This is a genomic window from Rhizobium sp. GCM10022189 (assembly GCF_042656325.1).
In the GTDB taxonomy this organism is placed as follows: Bacteria; Pseudomonadota; Alphaproteobacteria; order Rhizobiales; family Rhizobiaceae; genus Rhizobium.
Genome location: NZ_JBHSOR010000004.1, coordinates 289253 through 306774, shown reverse-complemented (window position 1 = coordinate 306774; position 17522 = coordinate 289253). Strand labels below are relative to the sequence as shown.

Sequence of the window (17522 nt, the reverse complement as noted above, 5' to 3'; positions counted from 1 at the left end):
ACGGGCCTCAGCGAATCCTGACCCGGACGAAATCGCCGTCGATCTCGACGCGCGGTTTTGCGCCCCGCACGCCGGGTTGCCGGGCATCGACCCAGGAGGCCCTTGCCGTCACCTGGTAATCGACCGGGATATCGCCTCCGAAGCCGAGGTCGGCATCGAGCGCGCGAGCGCGGATTACGATGTTCTCATCCGCTTCCACCCTGTCGAAAACGATGGAGGCGCGCACCGCTTCGCCCCGGATATCGATGCCGCTGGCATGGCCGTCAAAGCGGATGTCAGCCGCTTTCGCGGTGATGGCAAGATCGGAGAAATGGCCATCAAGCCTTGCTGTGAAAGCACTCTGCTCAATCCCGATTGCCGCGCCGGTGGGCACGTTTGCATTGAGTTCGATGACGCAGTCGGACGGATCCAGCCAGGATGATGCGGCAATATTGATATGCAGAACGGAGCCGTCGACCCGCATTTCGCTATTGCCGCGGCAATCGGCAAAGTACCAGCTCGAATACCATGACGAGAACCAGCCCCTCCGTCGCCCGCTGAGCGACGCGCCATAGGGCCGGTCGCTGCGTGTGGTGATGTTGATCGAGTTGGCGTCGCCGCTGATGGCAACCGCCCTCACGCCGGAAAGATCGGGGATCGCGGTTGAAGATATCCCGTCCGGCAGAGCCGACGCTGCCAGCATCACCGGCATGACAAGGAGAATGAGCATTGAAAGCCACCCGTGAATGAAACCCTCCCGTCGAGGGCATCATCACGATCGCGGTTCCGGCTTCGATTCGAGACCTCGATCACGATCCGGGTCGACCCCGAACGCAATCGGGTTCATTCTGCAATCATCACCGCTACCGGATAACGCCGATGATCTTCGTTCCCCTACCCTTTGTCGTCGCCCTGCTGCTCGCCATCCTGCTTGTCCGCATGCTGCGGCAGGGGGACGGCTCGTTTGCCGAAAAGCAGCCCTTTCTGCTGCTGATCGGCCTCTATGGTCTGCAGTCCGTCGTGATCGGCATCCGCTGGGGTTACGACGTCGTCGGGATCATGCCGATCCAGTCCCTGATCGCGACGACAATCGCAGCGCTTGCCTGGGTCTGCTTCAAGGGGCTGGCGATGGAGGAGCAGCCGGCCCTGTCCCGTTTCTGGCCGCATCTTCTGCCGACGGCGACAATCGCCGTCTTCATCGCCCTCTATCCCGAGCCCATCAGCCTCGCCATTATCCTGATCTTCCTCGGCTACGGCGCCGCCCTGCTCCGGCTTGCCTGGGGTGGCCCGGACGCGCTCGTCGCCACCCGCCTCGACGGCGCGATGCTTTCCTACCGGTCGCTGCAGATCACCGGCTTCGCGCTCATCGCTTCTGCCGTCACCGACGTCATCATCAGCTTCGATTTCAGCAGGACCGGCGGCACGCACGCGGGCGCCATCGTCGCGCTCGGCAACGTCATCGCGCTTCTGGTCCTCGGCACTGCCGCCTCCGTGGCAAGCGGCGGCAGCGGCACGGAGGCGTTCTCCGCAGAGCCGCCTCCGCCGCCACCGGCAACGGAAGAGGATGGGGCCGTCGCCGACGCTCTCGATACGCTGATGCGCGCCCGCCAGCTCTATCGCGACCCCGACCTCAACCTGACCCGCATTGCCCGCAAGATGAACCTGCCCGCCCGGCGCGTCTCCACCGCCGTCAACCGCATCCATGGCATGAGCGTCTCGCAATATGTGAACGACTTCCGCATCCGTGCCGCCTGCGAGCAGCTGGTCAGCACCGATCATCCGATAACGCAGGTCATGTTCGACTCGGGCTTCATCAGCAAGTCCAACTTCAACCGCGAATTTGCGCGTATGAACGGCGAAAACCCGACACAGTTCAGGAAACGGCGCGTCCCGCAGAAATCGGGTGGCGCTGCGTCCAATGTCATATTCATGTCACCGTGACAAAGTCGCCGTTCACAAGCAAGGATGCGCGCTCTATGCATGAGCGGTATTAGAGCAGAAGAGATTCCCATGGCTTCCATTGAAATGATTGTTGCCGCCAGGGCCCGCCTGCGCGGCCATGCGCGGCGCACGCCGCTTCTCTCCTCCCCCTTCCTTGATGAAATCGCCGGCCGGCGGCTGTTCGTGAAGGCCGAATGCCTGCAGCATTCCGGCTCCTTCAAGTTTCGCGGCGGCTGGTCGGCCGTCTCGGGCATCGATCCGGAAAGCCGCAGGAAGGGCGTCATCGCCTTTTCCTCCGGCAACCACGCACAGGGCGTCGCCCTTGCCGCGCGCATGCACGGTGTCCCCTCCGTCATCATCATGCCGAGCGACGCGCCGAAGCTGAAGATCGCCAATACGCGGGCCTTCGGCGCCGAAGTGGTGCTCTACGACCGCGCCAATGAGGACCGCGACGAGATCGGCGCGAAGCTCTCGTCCGAGCGCGGGCTCACGCTGATCAAGCCCTTCGACGAGCCGCTGGTCATCGCAGGCCAGGGCACGACCGGACTGGAGATTGCCGAACAGGCCGAAGAGGAGGGCGTCAGGAACGCCGAAGTCCTCGTTCCCTGCGGCGGCGGCGGCCTGAGCTCGGGCATTGCCCTTGCGCTGGAAGCAAGCGCGCCGGGCTTTCGCGTCCGCCCCTGCGAGCCGGAAAACTTCGACGACACGACGCGATCGCTCGCATCGGGCAAGATCGAGCGCAACGCCGCCCTGACCGGCTCGATCTGCGACGCGATCATCACGCCGCAGCCGGGCAACATCACCTTCCCGATCCTGAAGCGTCTTGCCGGACAGGGCATCGTCGTAACGGACGACGAGGCGCTGCGCGCCGTCGCCCTTGCCTTCACCCGCCTCAAGATCGTCGTCGAGCCCGGCGGGGCCGTCGCCCTTGCCGCGGCGCTCTTCCATGGCGACCAGTTGAACAGCGATACGGCTGTCGTCGTCACCTCGGGCGGCAATATCGACGCCGACGTATTCACCACGGCCCTGGAGCGCTTCGGCTAAAGCAATTCCAGCAAAAGTGTGAAACGGTTTTGCGTCCAGGATTGCGTGGAAACAAAGAGCAATTCCAGCAAAAGTGTAAAGCGGTTTTGCGTCCGGAATTGCTTGGAAACAAAGAGATAGGCATTTAAGGCGATACAGTCCTCGTCGGAAATTCTCCAGCCATACGCGGAGCTCGGCAACAGAAGACCCTGATCGCGATCGGCGACGACCTCGATCGTGATTGGGGTCTCTCTCATCCGGAAAGCAGCGAAATCTCGCCTCGCCGCCATGTGGCGGTCTTCATTGCGAGGTTTTCATGATGCATCTTCTCGCCCTGCTGCTTTCGGCCTGCCTGCTTGCCGCCAATACGCCAGCAGGTGAAGCCGATGTCGTCGGTCTTTCCTTCCTTTCGGTTCCCGTGCCGGAACGCCGCGGCACAACGGACGTCACGCTCTGGTATCCGGCCACAGCGGGCGGTACTCCGGTGCTGATCGGAGACAGTCCGCTCTTCAAGGGTGAGGCCGCATATCAAGGTGCGCCTGCCGCAGCCGGCAGCCGTCCCCTGATCCTGCTTTCTCATGGCGGCCTGAAATCCGGTCCGTTCGTCGGCGCCTGGATGGCATCGCGCCTCGCCTCCAAGGGCTTCGTGGTGGCAATGATGCGCCAGCCGGATCCGCAAACCATGACGAGCGAGGAGAGCCTCCGCGAAATATGGCTCCGGCCGGCCGATCTCTCCGCGGCCCTGTCGGCAATCGAAACGGACGGCACGCTGCCAGCGGAGATCGACCGCAACCGCATCGGGGTGCTGGGCTTCCTTGTCGGCGGGACATCCGCGCTTTCGATCATGGGCGGTAAGCTCGATCCGGAACGCTTCGCACGATCCTGCGATGCCGGCGGTACCGGCATAGATTGCCGCGAATTCGCCAGCGCCGGCATCGATCTGCATTCCATCGGCAGGCAGAAGCTGACCCGCTCCCATCTCGACCCGCGGGTGAAGGCGGCCGTCGTCATCGATCCCGAATTCGCCACGAGCTTCGCGCCCGAAAGCCTTGCGCGCATGTCGAACCCGGTGCGGCTTATCAATCTCGGCACTGCGCAGACCGTCTGGCCCGGCCTCAGCGCATCGGGCCTGAAAGATGCAATACCCGGTGCGCGCTACGATCTCCTGACGGGTGCAACGCAATACAGCGCCTTCAGCGAGTGCAAACCGGCAGGCGCCGCCATCCTTCGCGAGGAGGGCGAAGAGCCTCTCTGCGACGATCCCGAGGGAACGAACCGCGCGGCCGTCCATGATCGCCTGGCAGAAATGGTCGCAGCCGCCTTGCGCGCGGATCTCTCGCTGTAGCAATATCGTCCGAGGCACCTGCCACGGACGATATCATTCCTTCAATTCCTGTCCTCACGCGACCCTGTAGCGCGGGGCCGGCACCGACCGCGACAGGTTCGGCATCAGCGCCTGGCGCGCCTGCTCGTAGGCGGCAAGCAAGCCGGCATCTTCGAGCGCCGGGATCGTTGCAAATTCACCCTCGGCAAGACCTGCCAGCGAGGCATCGACCATGTTTTCCGCCGACATGACGATCTCGCCCGGCAGATGTTCGACCGGCGTGCCGGCAATACCCCAGAACTCGGTGGCCGTGGCGCCCGGCAGCACGGCCTGGACGCGGATATTCTTGTCGCTGAGTTCGTGTTTCAGCGACTGGCTGAAGGCGAGTACGAAGGCTTTCGTTCCGCCATAGACGCCGTTCAGGATCTCGGGCGCGATAGCCACGATCGAGGCGATATTGATGATCGTGCCGCCGCCGCGGGCAACGAGACCGGGCACCGCCGCATAGGTCAGCCGCGTCAGCGCCGTCACGTTGAGTTCGATCATCTCCTGCATCCTGTCCACGTCGGAGGCAAGCAGCGGCGCGGTACCGCCAAAGCCGGCATTGTTGACCAGCATGGTGATGCTGCGGTCTTCCTTCAGCACATTCTCGACCTTGGCGAGATCGTCCTTCCTGCCGAGATCGGCAGACAGCGTTTCGACCGTGCGGCCCGTCTCGTCAGCAAGTCGGCTTGCCAGCGCCTTCAGCCGCTCGCCGTTACGCGCAACGAGAATGAGGTTGTAGCCCTGCCGTGCCAGGCGATGCGCATAAATCGCGCCTATGCCCGAGGACGCGCCGGTGACGAGCGCCGTACCCTTGTTTTCCTGTGCCATGATCGTCTCTCCGTTTGCTGCGCCGGCCCGATTGCCTTGCGCTTGAGGAGAGTCTTACGATCAATTGCCGACGTCCTGAATGTCATATATACCACCTTTTAGGACATCCTCTTTTCAGGACATGACGACCATGCAGCAAATCGCTTTCCTGCTCTTTCCCGGCTTTCAGATCATGAGCCTTGCTGCCGTCTCGGCCTTCGAATTTGCCAATCTCGAACTCGGCGAAAAGGTCTACGATATCCGTTATCTGTCGGAGACCGGCGGCCCGACGGCCAATTCGCTCGGCATGATCATCGAAACGGAAGCCTTCGCAGATCCCGCCTTCGACACATTGATCGTCGCCGGCGCTCCCGACATCAGGCTGCCCAACAAGGCCGAGGCGGATTTCATCCGCGCTGCCCTTCCCGCTACCCGGCGCCTCGCCTCGATCTGCACCGGCGCCTTCCTGCTTGCCGATGCCGGTGTTCTCGACGGTCGGCGTGCCACGACCCACTGGTACCTCGCCCGCGAACTGCAAAGCCGCTATCCGCAAATCAGGATGGAGGAAGACCGCATCTATATCATCGACGGCTCGGTATGGACCTCCGCCGGCATGACGGCCGGCGTCGATCTGGCGCTCGCAATGGTCGAGAAGGATCACGGGCTGGAGATTGCGCGGGCCGTTGCCCGCAAGCTCGTCGTCTATCATCGTCGCGCCGGCGGTCAGTCGCAATTCTCCGCCCTTCTGGAACTGGAGCCGAAATCCGACCGCATCCAGAAGGCACTTGCGCATGCACGCAGCAATCTGAAATCAACGCTCTCGGTCGAGGAACTGGCCGAAGCCGCACATCTGAGCCCCCGCCAGTTCAGCCGCACCTTTCGCGCCGAAACAGGCCAGTCGCCGGCAAAGGCTGTCGAGAACCTGCGGCTCGAAGCGGCCCGCCTGATGATGGAGCAGGGCCGCCATCCGATCGATGTCGTTGCGCGCGAAACCGGCTTTGCCGATCGCGAACGTATGCGCCGCGCCTTCCTGCGCGCCTTCGGCCAGCCGCCACAGGCGATCCGCCGGGCAGCACAGCAGGAAATGCAGGCGTGACGCGCCCGGCAAAGCTCAATCCGTCCTCTCCGGCCGCGGCGGGGTGGAGGAGGTGCTGAGGCTGAAAGCGTATTTTCCGGGAGTAGCCGCAAGCGTTGCCGTACCGCCTCTATAAGTGACTTCCGGCAAGTTCGACCAAACAGCCTCCGCCACCGAGAGCATCGAGTGACCGTCTGGAAGCAAGAAGGCGCGCCCTTCGTGAATTCGGGCAACTTGTGGAGGAGGTTGCTTGAAGTGGAGGAGGTTCCGATACCAAGCGGCCTCCTCCACACCTGCCATGCCGCGCAGAGCTGCGCAGCGGTTTTGCCCCACGCTTAGCTTTGCTCGAGCGCCCTGCGGATGGCGATTTCGACAGGCGAATAGGCACCGTCCTCACGCACAAGATTCAATGGCTCGGAAGGCGCAAGGCCAGGTTGGGCCATGAAGCGCGGCTCCTTGCCGCGATGCATCTGTGCTGCATGGATGAGGAACGGATGGCACAGATAGACGGTGCCCGCCTGCCCCGTCGCCAGAGCAAGCGGCCTGTCTTCGCCGACATGCTCCAGCCACAGATGCGCCATGCCCGCCTCGCCAGCTGGCGCGAGCATCCTTGCCATATCCTTGTGCGATCCGACCCGGATCCGCGTCGGCGCGTCTTCTTCGCCGACATCCGAGAACAGGAAGAGCATCAGGAGCGCCCGTCCGCGCGAGTTGACATTGACCCGCCAGGCGGAAAAATCCCGCTGCTCGCCAGGGTTTCCGTCTTCCCCCGGAAAGCTCAGGTCCACATGCCAGCCGGCATCGCCGGGATCGTCCGGATGCGGAAAGCGCACCGGAAAACTGCCGAGACCGTTGCGCGGCTCCCAGCGTCCCGGGCCCACGAGTTGATCGAAAGCCGAATGCAGCACGGGCGTATTGACCGCCGTTTTGAACGGCCCGCCGCCATAACCGGCGAGCCGAACGACCGGCCGCACCCAGGTTTTCGGATCATCGGCATTGAACGGAATGTCCCGCCACATGATGGCGCGAGCTTCCTCGGCCACATCTCGGGGAAAGGCATCATAGATCCGCACGAAGCCGTCTTCGATGAATTGCTCGATCTGCGCGGCGCTGAGCGCCGGCGGATAGCCAACAGATGTCATGAATTATCTCTCTATCGCCAGACCCTGCCGGCATTGTCCATTCGCCTGACGCAGGGTGGTTACAGTCCACGGCAACACGCCAGCCGACAGGCTGGTGGAGCGGCCGCATCGTCTTGTGCCCGGAGGCGAAGCCTTAGAGGCTCAAGAAGAAGGCCGTAGCGATGTTGAGAGCGATCATTTTCATGGCACCCAAAAGCTAGCGGGTCGCACCGGGAGGGTCAACACCTCACCCAATCCGCAGCGATGCCTTCTCCGGATCGGACGATATGGAAATATCCCGCACTGCCTCATGCACCGACTGCAGCACCAGTTCCGCCAGTCGCGCCGTTGCCGCGTCCGGCTCCGCCTCCGCCCGATGCAGGACCAGCCCCAATTTCGGCAGTTCCGGCAGGCCCGCTTCTTCAGGCGCCAGCATCCGCACCTTGGCAGGCAGTCCGATCGGCGTGCGCACCGTGATGCCCAGTCCGGCAGCCGTCGCCGCCCAGAGCCCGCCAAGGCTCGGGCTGACGAACGAGAGCCGCCAGGAAATACCGGCCTCGTCCAACACTCTGGTCGCGGCATTCCTGAGCAGGCAGGGCGCCTCCAGCGAGGCAAGCGGCATCGGTTCGCCGCTTGCTGCGGTCCACGTCGTCGGGCCATTGGCCGGGCCGATCCAGCGCATCGGCACATCGGCAATATGCTCGCAATGGGCGGTCAGCGCGCCGCCGCTCCAGGCGAGTGCCAGATCGAGCTTGCCGGTGGTCACCCGCTCCAGAAGCTCGGCATTGCGCACCACCCGCGCTTCGATCCGCACCTTCGGGTGCGCCCGCGCGAAACGTCCGAGCACCTCGGGCAACAGGTTCTCGCCGAAATCCTCCTGCAGGCCGAGCCGCACCCAGCCTTCCAGCTCGATGCTGTGAACGGCCGCCGCCGCCTCGTCATTCAGTTCCAGCAGCCGCCGGGCATAGGCAAGCATCGTCTCGCCCGGTTCGGTCAACGCCAGCCCGCGCCCCGATTTGCGGAAGATCGGCGTGCCCGCCTGCTCCTCCAGCTTCTTGAGCTGGGCGCTGACGGCAGAGGTCGAACGCCCCAGGCGGTCCGCTGCCTTGGCGAAATTGCCGAGGTCCATGCCTGTCACGAATGTTCTCAGCACATCCAGATCGAAGGTAATCCGCCGCATCTGATAATCCTGATTTTCGGAACCATAAGTCCATAAAATTCTGATTTTATGGACTATCGTGACGTGACATGCTCCCCTGTCAAGACATCCAACAAGGAGGCATCCAATGCCCTTCGCTCGCATCTCGCTTCTGAAAGGCAAGTCGCCGGACTATCTCAGTGCCCTTTCGAACGGCATTCACCAGGCCATGGTCGAGACCTTCAACGTACCGCCGGCCGACCGTTTCCAGATCATTCACCAACATGAACCGGGCGAACTGATCTTCGATCGCAACTACCTGGCCGGTCCGCGCTCGGATGATTTCGTGCTGATTGCGATCACCGCCGGCAAGCCGCGCACGACCGAAACGCGCAAGGCCTTCTTCCGCCGGGCAGTTGAGCTGTTGCGGCAGTCCCCGGGTCTGCGCCCGGAAGACGTGATGATCGTCATCTCGACCAGCGAGCCGGACGAATGGTCCTTCGGAGACGGCCTGGCGCAAATGGCGGAGCCCGGCTGGGAAGCGCGTGCCCGGAGCCATCAGGCATGAGCGCGGCCAATCCGGAGACAATGACGGTCCGCCGCGCCGGCAACGCTATTCGCTCTCCCGAAGGCATTTCGAATACACCTTTCTGGGTCGAAATGCTGCTCGATAGCCAGATCGAAGGCGAAAACACCGCCATGCGCGCAACCCTGGAGCCCGGCACGGTTACGAACTGGCATACGCATCCACGCGGCCAACTCCTCTATGTCCTCTCCGGCGTCGGTCTCGTCCAGCGAAAGCATGAGCCGGCTGAGGAAGTCAGGGCCGGCGACGCAGTTTGGTTCGCTCCCGACGAGCTTCACCGGCACGGAGCGACTGCCGACAGTCCGTTCAGCTATCTCAGCATCCAGGGCATTGAGAAGGGACGCTTCGTCGACTGGCACGACGGAAAGGAACAGCAGCCATGATGGCTATGCAATATTCCTTCACGCTGCCCGCAGACTACGACATGGACATCATCGATCGCCGTATCCGCGACAAGGGGCCGGCGATGGACGGCTTTCCGCATCTCGGTTTCAAGGCCTTTCTGAGCGCCCGTCGGGGCGAATTCGGCAGCCGGGAAAACCTGTATGCGCCCTTCTATCTCTGGGATCGGCCGGAAGGCGCCGGCGACTTCATCTGCGGCCCCGGCTTTGCCGCGCTGGAGCAAGCCTTTGGCCGACCGCGCATTCGCTGCTGGATCGTCTGGCAGGCGCATGTCTTGCCGGACCTTGCGGAGGCCCGCTTTGCGCAGAGTGAATTGCTCTCCATTGCGCCGCGTACCTCCCTGCCCGACTTGCGTCAGCAGGAGATGGACCTGGCAGAACAGGAAGCCGGCGGCAAACATGTTCTCGCCCGTATTGCCGCCTTCGATCCGCATGATTGGACGATGGTGCGCTTCGGCCTCTACGCAGAGGCCCCGCCCGCCTCGGACGGCAAGCAGGTCTATCGTGTCGGACACCTCTCCCGCGGCTGAGGCGCGCAGATCGAAACCGTCAAACCGAAAAGCGCCCCTCTTTCGAGGAGCGCTTTTGCATGGAAAAGACCTGAAAGCGATCAGATGCCGCTCTGGCCGTCCGAGCCGATATAGGCGATGCGCAGCATATTGGTCGCGCCCGGCGTACCGAGCGGAACACCGGCCGAGATGATGATACGGTCGCCCGGCTTGCCGAAGCCTTCCGAGGCCACGATACGGCAGGCGCGGTTGACCATATCGTCGAGATCGGTCGCATCATGCGTGACGACGCAATGCATGCCCCAGACCACGGACAGGCGGCGTGCCGTCTTGATGATCGGCGAGAGCGCAATGATCGGCACCTGCGGACGCTCGCGCGAGGCGCGCAGACCCGTCGTGCCGGACGAGGTGTAACAGACGATGGCCGACAGTTTCAGCGTTTCGGCGATCTGGCGGGCGGCAAGCGAGATGGCGTCGGCACCGGTCGCTTCCGGCTGGGCGCGCTGCGCATAGATGATGCCCGGATAATGCGGGTCCTTCTCCACCGTGCTCGCGATCGAGGCCATCATCGAGACGGCTTCGACCGGATAGGCACCGGACGCCGATTCGGCCGACAGCATGATCGCGTCGGCGCCTTCGAAGACGGCGATGGAAACGTCAGAGACTTCGGCGCGCGTCGGAACCGGCGAGGAAATCATCGATTCCAGCATCTGCGTGGCAACGACGACGGGCTTGCCCGAGCGACGGCAGGCGCGGATGAGCTGCTTCTGGATACCCGGAACGGCTTCGAGCGGCATTTCGACGCCGAGGTCGCCACGCGCGACCATCAGCGCGTCGGAAAGCTCGATGATTTCCTCGATACGCTCCAGAGCCTGCGGCTTCTCGATTTTCGACATCAGGCCGACGCGGCCGCGGGCGATCTTGCGCACTTCGGCGAGGTCGTCGGGGCGCTGGACGAAGGAGAGCGCCACCCAGTCGACATCGTCGGTCGCCAGAACCGCGTCGAGGTCGGCGCGGTCCTTGTCGGTCAGCGCGCCAACGCCGAGCAGCGTATCCGGCAGGCTGACGCCCTTGCGGTCGGAAATGCTGGTGCCGGCGATAACCGTCGTCACGATGCTCTTGCCGTCGCACTTTTCGGCGCGCAGCGCGAGCTTGCCGTCGTCGATCAGCAGGCGGTGGCCCGGCTGGACGGCTTCGAGGATTTCGGGATGCGGCAGGTATACGCGGGTATTGTCGCCGGGGGTGTCGTTGTTGTCGAGCGTGAAAGTCTGGCCCGGCTTCAGTTCCACCTTGACATCGGCAAACTTGCCGACGCGCAGCTTCGGACCCTGGAGGTCGGCCAGAATGCCGATCGGTCGGCCCGAGCGGGCTTCGACGGCGCGGATACGCTGCACGAGCGTGCGCATCAGGTCATGGCTCGCATGGCTCATGTTGATGCGGAAAATATCCGCACCCGCCTGGTGCAGCTTCTCGATCATCGATTCCTCGGAGGAGGCTGGTCCGAGGGTGGCGAGGATTTTAACTTTGCGGTTACGCTTCATCAATTCTGGCTTTCTTGCGTCCCTGGGGTGTCGGAGAGTTGAACCATCCAGCTTCCCTGGCGGCCTGTATCGTATTCCTTGAATCCCATTTTCTGATAACCCCGGGCATAGCAGTCCTGCACACCCGTGATCTTGAATTCGTTTTCCGCCACGCACATCTGCACGTCACCCGTCCATCGGCCTCCCCGGGCGGCGTCTTCTGCGTAGAGGTAATAATAGCGCGACTGTAATTCTCCCTCGATCAGCGTGGCGCAGGTCGTTGCCGGCACCTGCCACCAACCCTCCGTGACCCAGCCCTCCTTCGCGCGGTATCCGATCGCGACTCCAACCAGATTTTGCGTGCCGTTGCATACACGGAAATCCGCACGCGCGGCATCGGCGATGAAAAACGGCGAAACGGCTGCAAGAGCGAACAATGCGAGACGGACCAGCGGTCCGGACCGCGTGAGGAAACTTGGCGCGGCTTGGATCAACACGGCTCCCAAATAGCTCCACGGTTATTCGTTGTCCGTGTCTTCTTGCGCCGCCGTCAAGCGAAAGTCAACGCAATGCTAATCGATTATATTTCCTTTCATAACCGGCCATCGGGCGCATCTTGTCGCGCTGGCCCGCCCATCGCGCTTGAACCGGCCGAACGCGCATGCAATCACTGGGCGAACACGCGAAATGACAATTGGCAATTTCCTGATGGACCACTTCCAATCTTTTGAAATCCTACCCGGCCAACATGACAAAGGCATGGTGATCCTCGGCGATCACGCCATGAACCGCCTGCCCGAACGATATGGCCGGCTTGGCCTGCCGGAAAGCGCTTTCGCCAGGCACATCGCCTACGACATCGGCATCGAGCGCCTGGCCCGCAAGCTGTGTGCCCGACTGGGCGTGCCGGGTGTGCTCGGCGGTTTTTCGCGCCTGCTGATCGATCCCAACCGGGGCGAGGACGATCCGACGCTGATCATGAAAATCTCCGACGGTGCCATCGTCCCCGGCAACCATCCAATCAGTGAGGAAGAGTGGAACTATCGGATCGAGACTTTCCACAGACCCTATCACAATGCCGTGTCGGAGACGATCGACAGGGTGACGAATGCGGCGGGCAAGGCCCCGCTGGTGCTGTCTCTCCACTCCTTCACGCCGGCCTGGAAGGGCATTCCCCGCCCTTGGCACGCTGCCGTGCTCTGGGACAGCGACCACCGCGCCGTCGTCCCCTTGCTTGAAAAACTGCGGGCCGATCCCGATCTCGTCGTCGGAGACAACGAACCCTATGACGGCGCCCTGAAGGGCGACACCATGTATCGTCATTGCATGATAACGGGCATCCCGCATGCGCTTCTCGAAGTGCGGCAGGACCTTATCGGCGACGAGGCCGGCGTCGAGGAATGGGCGGCGCGCCTGGACCCCATCTTTGCGGCGATGAACGCAGATCCGGCCCTTCATGCATACAGCGTGCATGCCTCGCGCACCGGCCCCTATTGAGTGAAAGGACTTGCCCCATGACCACGCTCAGCAAGAAACAGCAGACGGAATTCGAGGCCGCAGCCTTCCGCCGTCTCGTCGCGCATCTTCGCGAACGGACCGACGTGCAGAACATCGATCTGATGAACCTTGCCGGCTTCTGCCGCAACTGCCTGTCCAACTGGTATCGCGAGGCCGCGGAAGCCGAAGGCGTCGCGATGACGAAGGACGAATCGCGCGAGATCGTCTACGGCATGCCCTATGAGGACTGGAAGAACCTTCACCAGACGGAAGCATCGCCTGTGCAAAAGGCGGCTTTTGAGGTGAACAACCCGCACAAATAAGCCATCCGTCCTGAAAGCGCCTTGACGCTGGCGGCACTTCGCGGCAGTCACTGGCAACTCGCATTCATATCCCGAAATCAGGAGAACACGGATGTCTGATGCACATGGCGTCGCCCGCGATCAGCTTCGCGCTTTTGTCGAGCGCATTGAACGCCTGGAAGAAGAAAAGAAGACCATCGCCGACGACATCAAGGACGTCTATGGCGAAGCCAAGGGCATGGGCTTCGACACCAAGATCCTCAAGAAGGTCGTTGCGCTGCGCAAGAAGGACGAACAGGAGCGCATGGAAGAAGATGCGATCCTCGACACCTACCTGCATGCCCTCGGCATGATCGAATCGCCGCCCGAAGGCTGAGGGCGGCCCAACCGCATTTTCAGGGAGCCGCCGTTTCGGCGGCTTTTCTTTTGCCCCATCGAAAGACCGGCCGCGATATTCGCCGTGCCGCCACCACAAGAACGAAGGCCGCCGGAGACGATCCGGCGGCCTTGTCCATTTGGGATACGGACAGGATCAGCGCGCGTTGAACTTGCGCACTTCCATGAAGTTGACGGCCGTGCCGCTGAAGCGGGCGGGATCGACCGACGCCGTCTTCACGAAACCTTCGGCATAGACCGCGGTCGGCTGGGCGCGCAGCGTCTGGCTGACGAAGCGCGGCGCCTGCACCTTCTTGGAGGCCATTTCCAGGCGAGCGTTGGTCAGCGCCCACTGCGAAATCATCTTCTGGGTCAGCTTCGGCTCGGTCCGCACCGTCTGGCGGCTTTCGTCGGCGGCAACCGCCTCCTGCTTCGTCGGACGACCGCCCTTGGTCGGAACGCCCTGCGCGATCGGACTGTCGACCGCGACAGGCTTCGGTGCTGCGGCAGGCGCGGCAAAGCTTGCAGATTTGGTCATCGGAGCAAGGGCTGCAAGCTGCATCGGCGGCTTGTCGAGCGCCGGCGGATTTGTCGGCGCCGCCGCATTGATCGCCTGTTCGACGGTCTGCGGCTCGGAAGGCGCGTTCATGGCAAGCTCGGCATTGCCGCTCTCATCCTGCTGCTTTGCAAGCGCCGCCGCCATGGCGGGCGAAAGCATATCCTGATCGGCCTCGTCTTCCTCCGCTTCCGGGTCGGCGTTCTGCGCGGCAAGCAGGTTTTCGGCAAGGGCCGGACGTTCGGACGGGGTCGGAACACCGGTCGACATCAGATTCGGATCGACAGAGGCAAGTTCGGCATCACCCGGGGCACGACGCTGACCGAGGAGCGAGGGGACCGGAATGCTGTAACCGCTGAGATCGGCAAAATGCTCCGGTTCCTGCGGCTGCCCCGCCGGCATGGCGGCAAGCGCCTGCTGGGCGGCGTTACCCGCGGACGGCGGCACCAGGGCATTGGCAACCTCGTTGCCGGCAAGCTGGTTGCTGAAGGCCGGGCGAACCTGCGGCACCGGCGCATTCACGCTTGCCACTTCGGTCTGCTGCTGCGGCTCGGCGGCCGGAACGGCCTCGGCCTTGGGCGGTGTCGCCTTGGCGACGGCCACCGGCGTGCTATCCTCGGAATTATCCTCTTCCTCGTCGGCACCGCCGCCAAAGAGGACCGCAAACAGCGTCTTCTGCTTGCGAGGTTCGTCCGACGCGACATCGGCAGCGCTCGCCATCATGATCTGGCTGCCATTCGCCATGCGGCGCTTGTAATCGGCCATGGCCTGCTGGTAGCCCGGCAACGGCTTGCCGTCGGCGGGAATATGAATGGTATTGCCGTCAGGGAAGAGCCGGACCAGCTCGTCGCGGCTCATGCGCGGCCAGGCGCGAACGCCGCCGACATCCATATGCACGAAGGGCGAACCGGACTTCGGATAGAAGCCGACGCCGCCGACCTGCATCTTCATGCCGATGGCGCGCAATGTGGCGAGCTTCACGTCGGGAATGAAGAAATCCATCGCCTTGCCGAGCATGTGCTGGCTCTTTTCGGCGACACCGGAATTACGCGAACGACCGCGCAGCATCTCGTTGGTGGCCGGCGAGCGGAAACCGCAGACGACGTTGATATAATCCCTGGAGCCGGACTGGCGGTAGACTTCCCAGATAAGGTCGAAGAGGCGCGGGTCCATCTTCGTCGGCTGGTTCTTGCGCCAGTCGCGCAGGAAGCGGTTGAGCTGCTCGAGACCCTTGGGGTCGAACTTGCCGTTGCGCTTGTAGGTGATGACGGCCTTCTCGCCGGTATGGATGAAATAGAGCTTGAGACTGCGGGTATCCCCGGCGGCCTGAGACGGTGTGCCGACGAATACCGGCGAGGAAACCGCGAGTGCAAGAAGGGCGGCCGCTGCCGTCCTAATTGCCTTTCCGCCAATCTTGGCGCATGGCAGGCGCCAACTCAAGCGCGAAAGCTTGGTATTCCCATTCAGATTCGGCAACTCGGTCCCCGTCAGACAGTCAATGTCCTGTGCTGTCTCAAATGGCTGTCAATTGCGGTCACACGATGGCAAAAATGCCACACATGTTCAACCTTTTCTTTACATAGTGAACGAGCCGCTAACAAGTGGTTTATGGACGGTAACGAAATGTGGTTGCCTCTTTCTTAATAAAAAGGCTGTTATGCCGCATCTTTCTGAGGATTATCGGGGTCGATACCGTAGTCCTTGAGTTTTCTATAAAGTGTGGATCGGCCGATACCTAGCTTTCTTGCCACTTGACTCATCTGCCCCCGGTAAAACTTCAGGGCAAAACGAATCAGTTCTTCCTCGACATCGGCAAGCCGTCGAACGTCGCCGGACTGGTTGACGCTTGATATCGCGTTGTCGGGGGCTTCGCTCCCGCGACGTATCGTCTCGGCAACCGTCTCCGCCGGATAGTCTTCCGGAAATTCCGCGTCCGGATCGAGGTGCGAATTATCGGCAACGAGTGCCAGGTGATCCACGACGTCGTAATTCGGAAGCTGGGCCGCGATCTGCGGGAAGTCGGCTTCTGTCAGTTCCTGGCCTTCGGCAAGTACGACGGCGCGGAAGATCGCGTTTTCCAGCTGGCGGATATTGCCCGGCCAGTCATAGGCGGTCAGCAGTGCCAGTGCGCCGGCATTGACCGTCATGCGCCGGCCGTTCTTCTGCTCGCTGGAGAAGCGGTCGGCAAAGACGCGCACCAGATGCGGAATGTCCTCCTTGCGCTTGCGCAGCGCCGGAATGGTGATCGGGAAGACGTTCAGGCGATAGTAGAGGTCTTCGCGGAAGTGGCCGTTCTTGACCTCTTCGATCAGATCCTTGTTGGTCGCCGAGATCAGGCGGACATTGACCTTGTGCGCCGTACGCGCACCGACGGTCTCGATCTCGCCCTGCTGAACGGCACGCAGCAGCTTCACCTGCACTTCGAGCGGCAGATCGCCGATCTCGTCGAGGAAGATGGTGCCGCCATCGGCCTCCATGAACTTGCCGATATGCTTTTCGGTCGCCCCCGTGAAGGCGCCCTTTTCATGGCCGAAAAGGATGCTTTCCACGAGATTGTGCGGAATGGCACCGCAATTGACCGTCACGAACGGCTTGGTGGCGCGATCGCCGGCCGACTGGATGGCACGTGCCACCAGCTCCTTGCCGACGCCCGATTCGCCTTCGAGCACGACGGGAATGTTGGACTGCGAGGCGCGCTGCGCCAGATCGATGACGCGGATCATTGCCGGGCTTGCCGAAACGATGTCGTCGAAGCCGACGGAACCCGAGCGCGAACGACGGCCGGCACGGGCCTTCACCTCGCGCTGGTCGAGCTTCATGGCATTGGAAATCGACGTGTTGATCCGCTCGGGAGAGACCGGCTTGACGACGAAATCGAAGGCACCGGCGCGCATCGCCTGCACGACCGTCTCGATGCCGCCTTGGCCCGTCTGGACGATGACCGGGATCTGGGTGCCGAAATCATGCAGCGCTTCGAGGAATTCGAGGCCGGTCATTTCCGGCATCATCAGATCGAGCACGATAACGTTGAAAAGGCCGGGATCGCGCTTCACCATCTCCAGCCCGATGCGGCCGTTCTCGGCCTGATGCACCACATGGCCGCTACGCTCGATCGCGTTCTTGAGCAGACGGCGCTGCACGGGATCGTCCTCGACCACAAGGATCTGCCCTGCTCCCTTGAGCTCATTGTAACCGGTCATTGTCGCCTCACTTCATGCGAAACCATGAAGCGCACTCTGACAGAAAGGCTTGAACATCCTGTTTTGAGAAACAATTGCATTTTAACGATTGTGACGAGCCGTTTTCGTGCCGTCACAGGGCCT

Annotated in this window: 19 protein-coding genes; 10 read left to right on the top strand and 9 right to left on the bottom strand. The window is 62.5% G+C overall.

Going from position 1 to position 17522, the window contains the following annotated elements; genetic code table 11:
• Positions 1-7: 7 nt before the first annotated feature.
• Positions 8-709, bottom strand: a complete 702-nt coding sequence (locus ACFPWW_RS05845; RefSeq protein ID WP_377310947.1) for a hypothetical protein — start codon at positions 707-709, stop codon at positions 8-10.
• 149 nt (positions 710-858) lie between these two features.
• Here ACFPWW_RS05845 and ACFPWW_RS05840 point away from each other — a divergent pair, with 149 nt between their 5' ends.
• Together ACFPWW_RS05840 and ACFPWW_RS05835 are read left to right on the top strand one after the other, a co-directional pair.
• Complete coding sequence (locus tag ACFPWW_RS05840; protein WP_377310945.1) at positions 859-1920, top strand: helix-turn-helix domain-containing protein; 1062 nt, start codon at positions 859-861, stop codon at positions 1918-1920.
• Positions 1921-1989: 69 nt separating this feature from the next.
• Positions 1990-2964, top strand: a complete 975-nt coding sequence (locus ACFPWW_RS05835; RefSeq protein ID WP_112703694.1) for a threonine ammonia-lyase — start codon at positions 1990-1992, stop codon at positions 2962-2964.
• Here ACFPWW_RS05835 and ACFPWW_RS05830 read toward each other — a convergent pair.
• Positions 2961-3233: a hypothetical protein gene (locus ACFPWW_RS05830; protein ID WP_377310943.1), complete on the bottom strand. Its 273-nt coding sequence runs from the start codon at positions 3231-3233 to the stop codon at positions 2961-2963. The two genes, ACFPWW_RS05835 and ACFPWW_RS05830, sit on opposite strands and share 4 nt — an antisense overlap.
• Positions 3234-3259: 26 nt before the next feature.
• Between ACFPWW_RS05830 and ACFPWW_RS05825 the strand changes: the two genes are divergently transcribed.
• Positions 3260-4288, top strand: coding sequence for an alpha/beta hydrolase family protein (locus tag ACFPWW_RS05825; RefSeq protein WP_377310941.1), 1029 nt, complete (start codon positions 3260-3262; stop codon positions 4286-4288).
• Between the two features lie 54 nt (positions 4289-4342).
• Here ACFPWW_RS05825 and ACFPWW_RS05820 read toward each other — a convergent pair whose 3' ends face one another.
• The gene (locus ACFPWW_RS05820) at positions 4343-5140 is read right to left on the bottom strand and encodes an SDR family NAD(P)-dependent oxidoreductase (RefSeq protein ID WP_377310939.1); all 798 of its coding nucleotides are present in this window, start codon (positions 5138-5140) and stop codon (positions 4343-4345) included.
• 130 nt (positions 5141-5270) lie between these two features.
• Here ACFPWW_RS05820 and ACFPWW_RS05815 point away from each other — a divergent pair, with 130 nt between their 5' ends.
• Positions 5271-6215 carry a GlxA family transcriptional regulator gene (locus ACFPWW_RS05815; protein WP_112703858.1) on the top strand — a complete coding sequence of 315 codons (945 nt, stop codon included), beginning with the start codon at positions 5271-5273 and terminating at the stop codon, positions 6213-6215.
• Between the two features lie 314 nt (positions 6216-6529).
• Here the strand turns inward: ACFPWW_RS05815 and ACFPWW_RS05810 are convergent, their stop codons facing one another.
• Positions 6530-7336: a phytanoyl-CoA dioxygenase family protein gene (locus tag ACFPWW_RS05810; protein WP_377310936.1), complete on the bottom strand. Its 807-nt coding sequence runs from the start codon at positions 7334-7336 to the stop codon at positions 6530-6532.
• Between the two features lie 226 nt (positions 7337-7562).
• A complete protein-coding gene (locus ACFPWW_RS05805; protein ID WP_377310934.1) occupies positions 7563-8495 on the bottom strand; it encodes a LysR substrate-binding domain-containing protein in 933 nt (310 codons plus the stop codon).
• Positions 8496-8601: 106 nt separating this feature from the next.
• On the opposite strand from ACFPWW_RS05805, the gene ACFPWW_RS05800 reads away from it, so the two are divergent.
• From ACFPWW_RS05800 to ACFPWW_RS05790, 3 genes are read left to right on the top strand one after another with little or no spacing between them, the layout of a single operon-like run.
• Positions 8602-9021 (top strand): tautomerase family protein, encoded by a 420-nt coding sequence (locus ACFPWW_RS05800; RefSeq protein ID WP_112703700.1) that lies wholly within the window; start codon positions 8602-8604, stop codon positions 9019-9021.
• Positions 9018-9422, top strand: a complete 405-nt coding sequence (locus ACFPWW_RS05795) for a cupin domain-containing protein (RefSeq protein ID WP_377310933.1) — start codon at positions 9018-9020, stop codon at positions 9420-9422. The genes ACFPWW_RS05800 and ACFPWW_RS05795 overlap by 4 nt, the downstream gene beginning before the upstream one ends.
• Positions 9419-9970 (top strand): DUF4865 family protein, encoded by a 552-nt coding sequence (locus ACFPWW_RS05790; protein WP_377310931.1) that lies wholly within the window; start codon positions 9419-9421, stop codon positions 9968-9970. The genes ACFPWW_RS05795 and ACFPWW_RS05790 overlap by 4 nt, the downstream gene beginning before the upstream one ends.
• Positions 9971-10050: 80 nt before the next feature.
• Here ACFPWW_RS05790 and pyk read toward each other — a convergent pair whose 3' ends face one another.
• Complete coding sequence (pyk, locus tag ACFPWW_RS05785) at positions 10051-11490, bottom strand: pyruvate kinase (protein ID WP_112563810.1); 1440 nt, start codon at positions 11488-11490, stop codon at positions 10051-10053.
• Positions 11490-11963 (bottom strand): DUF1036 domain-containing protein, encoded by a 474-nt coding sequence (locus ACFPWW_RS05780; protein WP_377310929.1) that lies wholly within the window; start codon positions 11961-11963, stop codon positions 11490-11492. The genes pyk and ACFPWW_RS05780 overlap by 1 nt, the downstream gene beginning before the upstream one ends.
• A gap of 214 nt (positions 11964-12177) precedes the next feature.
• Here ACFPWW_RS05780 and ACFPWW_RS05775 point away from each other — a divergent pair, with 214 nt between their 5' ends.
• From ACFPWW_RS05775 to ACFPWW_RS05765, 3 genes are all read left to right on the top strand, one after another.
• A complete protein-coding gene (locus tag ACFPWW_RS05775) occupies positions 12178-12966 on the top strand; it encodes an N-formylglutamate amidohydrolase (protein ID WP_377311082.1) in 789 nt (262 codons plus the stop codon).
• Between the two features lie 17 nt (positions 12967-12983).
• Positions 12984-13289, top strand: a complete 306-nt coding sequence (locus tag ACFPWW_RS05770) for a DUF1244 domain-containing protein (RefSeq protein ID WP_112563806.1) — start codon at positions 12984-12986, stop codon at positions 13287-13289.
• 91 nt (positions 13290-13380) lie between these two features.
• Positions 13381-13644, top strand: a complete 264-nt coding sequence (locus ACFPWW_RS05765; RefSeq protein ID WP_007822869.1) for a DUF2312 domain-containing protein — start codon at positions 13381-13383, stop codon at positions 13642-13644.
• A 156-nt stretch (positions 13645-13800) separates the two neighbouring features.
• Here the strand turns inward: ACFPWW_RS05765 and ACFPWW_RS05760 are convergent, their stop codons facing one another.
• Both ACFPWW_RS05760 and ACFPWW_RS05755 read right to left on the bottom strand, forming a co-directional pair.
• The gene (locus ACFPWW_RS05760) at positions 13801-15675 is read right to left on the bottom strand and encodes a DUF882 domain-containing protein (protein ID WP_112563804.1); all 1875 of its coding nucleotides are present in this window, start codon (positions 15673-15675) and stop codon (positions 13801-13803) included.
• A 179-nt stretch (positions 15676-15854) separates the two neighbouring features.
• Complete coding sequence (locus tag ACFPWW_RS05755) at positions 15855-17399, bottom strand: sigma-54-dependent transcriptional regulator (RefSeq protein WP_112563802.1); 1545 nt, start codon at positions 17397-17399, stop codon at positions 15855-15857.
• Positions 17400-17522: the final 123 nt, after the last annotated feature.

Coding starts and splice junctions, on each gene's coding strand:
- ACFPWW_RS05845 (WP_377310947.1), bottom strand. CDS start 709: ATGCTCATTCTCCTTGTCATGCCGGTGATGCTGGCAGCGTCGGCTCTG.
- ACFPWW_RS05840 (WP_377310945.1), top strand. CDS start 859: ATGATCTTCGTTCCCCTACCCTTTGTCGTCGCCCTGCTGCTCGCCATC.
- ACFPWW_RS05795 (WP_377310933.1), top strand. CDS start 9,018: ATGAGCGCGGCCAATCCGGAGACAATGACGGTCCGCCGCGCCGGCAAC.
- ACFPWW_RS05800 (WP_112703700.1), top strand. CDS start 8,602: ATGCCCTTCGCTCGCATCTCGCTTCTGAAAGGCAAGTCGCCGGACTAT.
- ACFPWW_RS05820 (WP_377310939.1), bottom strand. CDS start 5,140: ATGGCACAGGAAAACAAGGGTACGGCGCTCGTCACCGGCGCGTCCTCG.
- ACFPWW_RS05755 (WP_112563802.1), bottom strand. CDS start 17,399: ATGACCGGTTACAATGAGCTCAAGGGAGCAGGGCAGATCCTTGTGGTC.
- ACFPWW_RS05790 (WP_377310931.1), top strand. CDS start 9,419: ATGATGGCTATGCAATATTCCTTCACGCTGCCCGCAGACTACGACATG.
- ACFPWW_RS05765 (WP_007822869.1), top strand. CDS start 13,381: ATGTCTGATGCACATGGCGTCGCCCGCGATCAGCTTCGCGCTTTTGTC.
- ACFPWW_RS05775 (WP_377311082.1), top strand. CDS start 12,178: ATGGACCACTTCCAATCTTTTGAAATCCTACCCGGCCAACATGACAAA.
- ACFPWW_RS05835 (WP_112703694.1), top strand. CDS start 1,990: ATGGCTTCCATTGAAATGATTGTTGCCGCCAGGGCCCGCCTGCGCGGC.
- ACFPWW_RS05810 (WP_377310936.1), bottom strand. CDS start 7,336: ATGACATCTGTTGGCTATCCGCCGGCGCTCAGCGCCGCGCAGATCGAG.
- ACFPWW_RS05830 (WP_377310943.1), bottom strand. CDS start 3,233: ATGGCGGCGAGGCGAGATTTCGCTGCTTTCCGGATGAGAGAGACCCCA.
- ACFPWW_RS05815 (WP_112703858.1), top strand. CDS start 5,271: ATGCAGCAAATCGCTTTCCTGCTCTTTCCCGGCTTTCAGATCATGAGC.
- ACFPWW_RS05805 (WP_377310934.1), bottom strand. CDS start 8,495: ATGCGGCGGATTACCTTCGATCTGGATGTGCTGAGAACATTCGTGACA.
- ACFPWW_RS05825 (WP_377310941.1), top strand. CDS start 3,260: ATGATGCATCTTCTCGCCCTGCTGCTTTCGGCCTGCCTGCTTGCCGCC.
- pyk (WP_112563810.1), bottom strand. CDS start 11,490: ATGAAGCGTAACCGCAAAGTTAAAATCCTCGCCACCCTCGGACCAGCC.
- ACFPWW_RS05770 (WP_112563806.1), top strand. CDS start 12,984: ATGACCACGCTCAGCAAGAAACAGCAGACGGAATTCGAGGCCGCAGCC.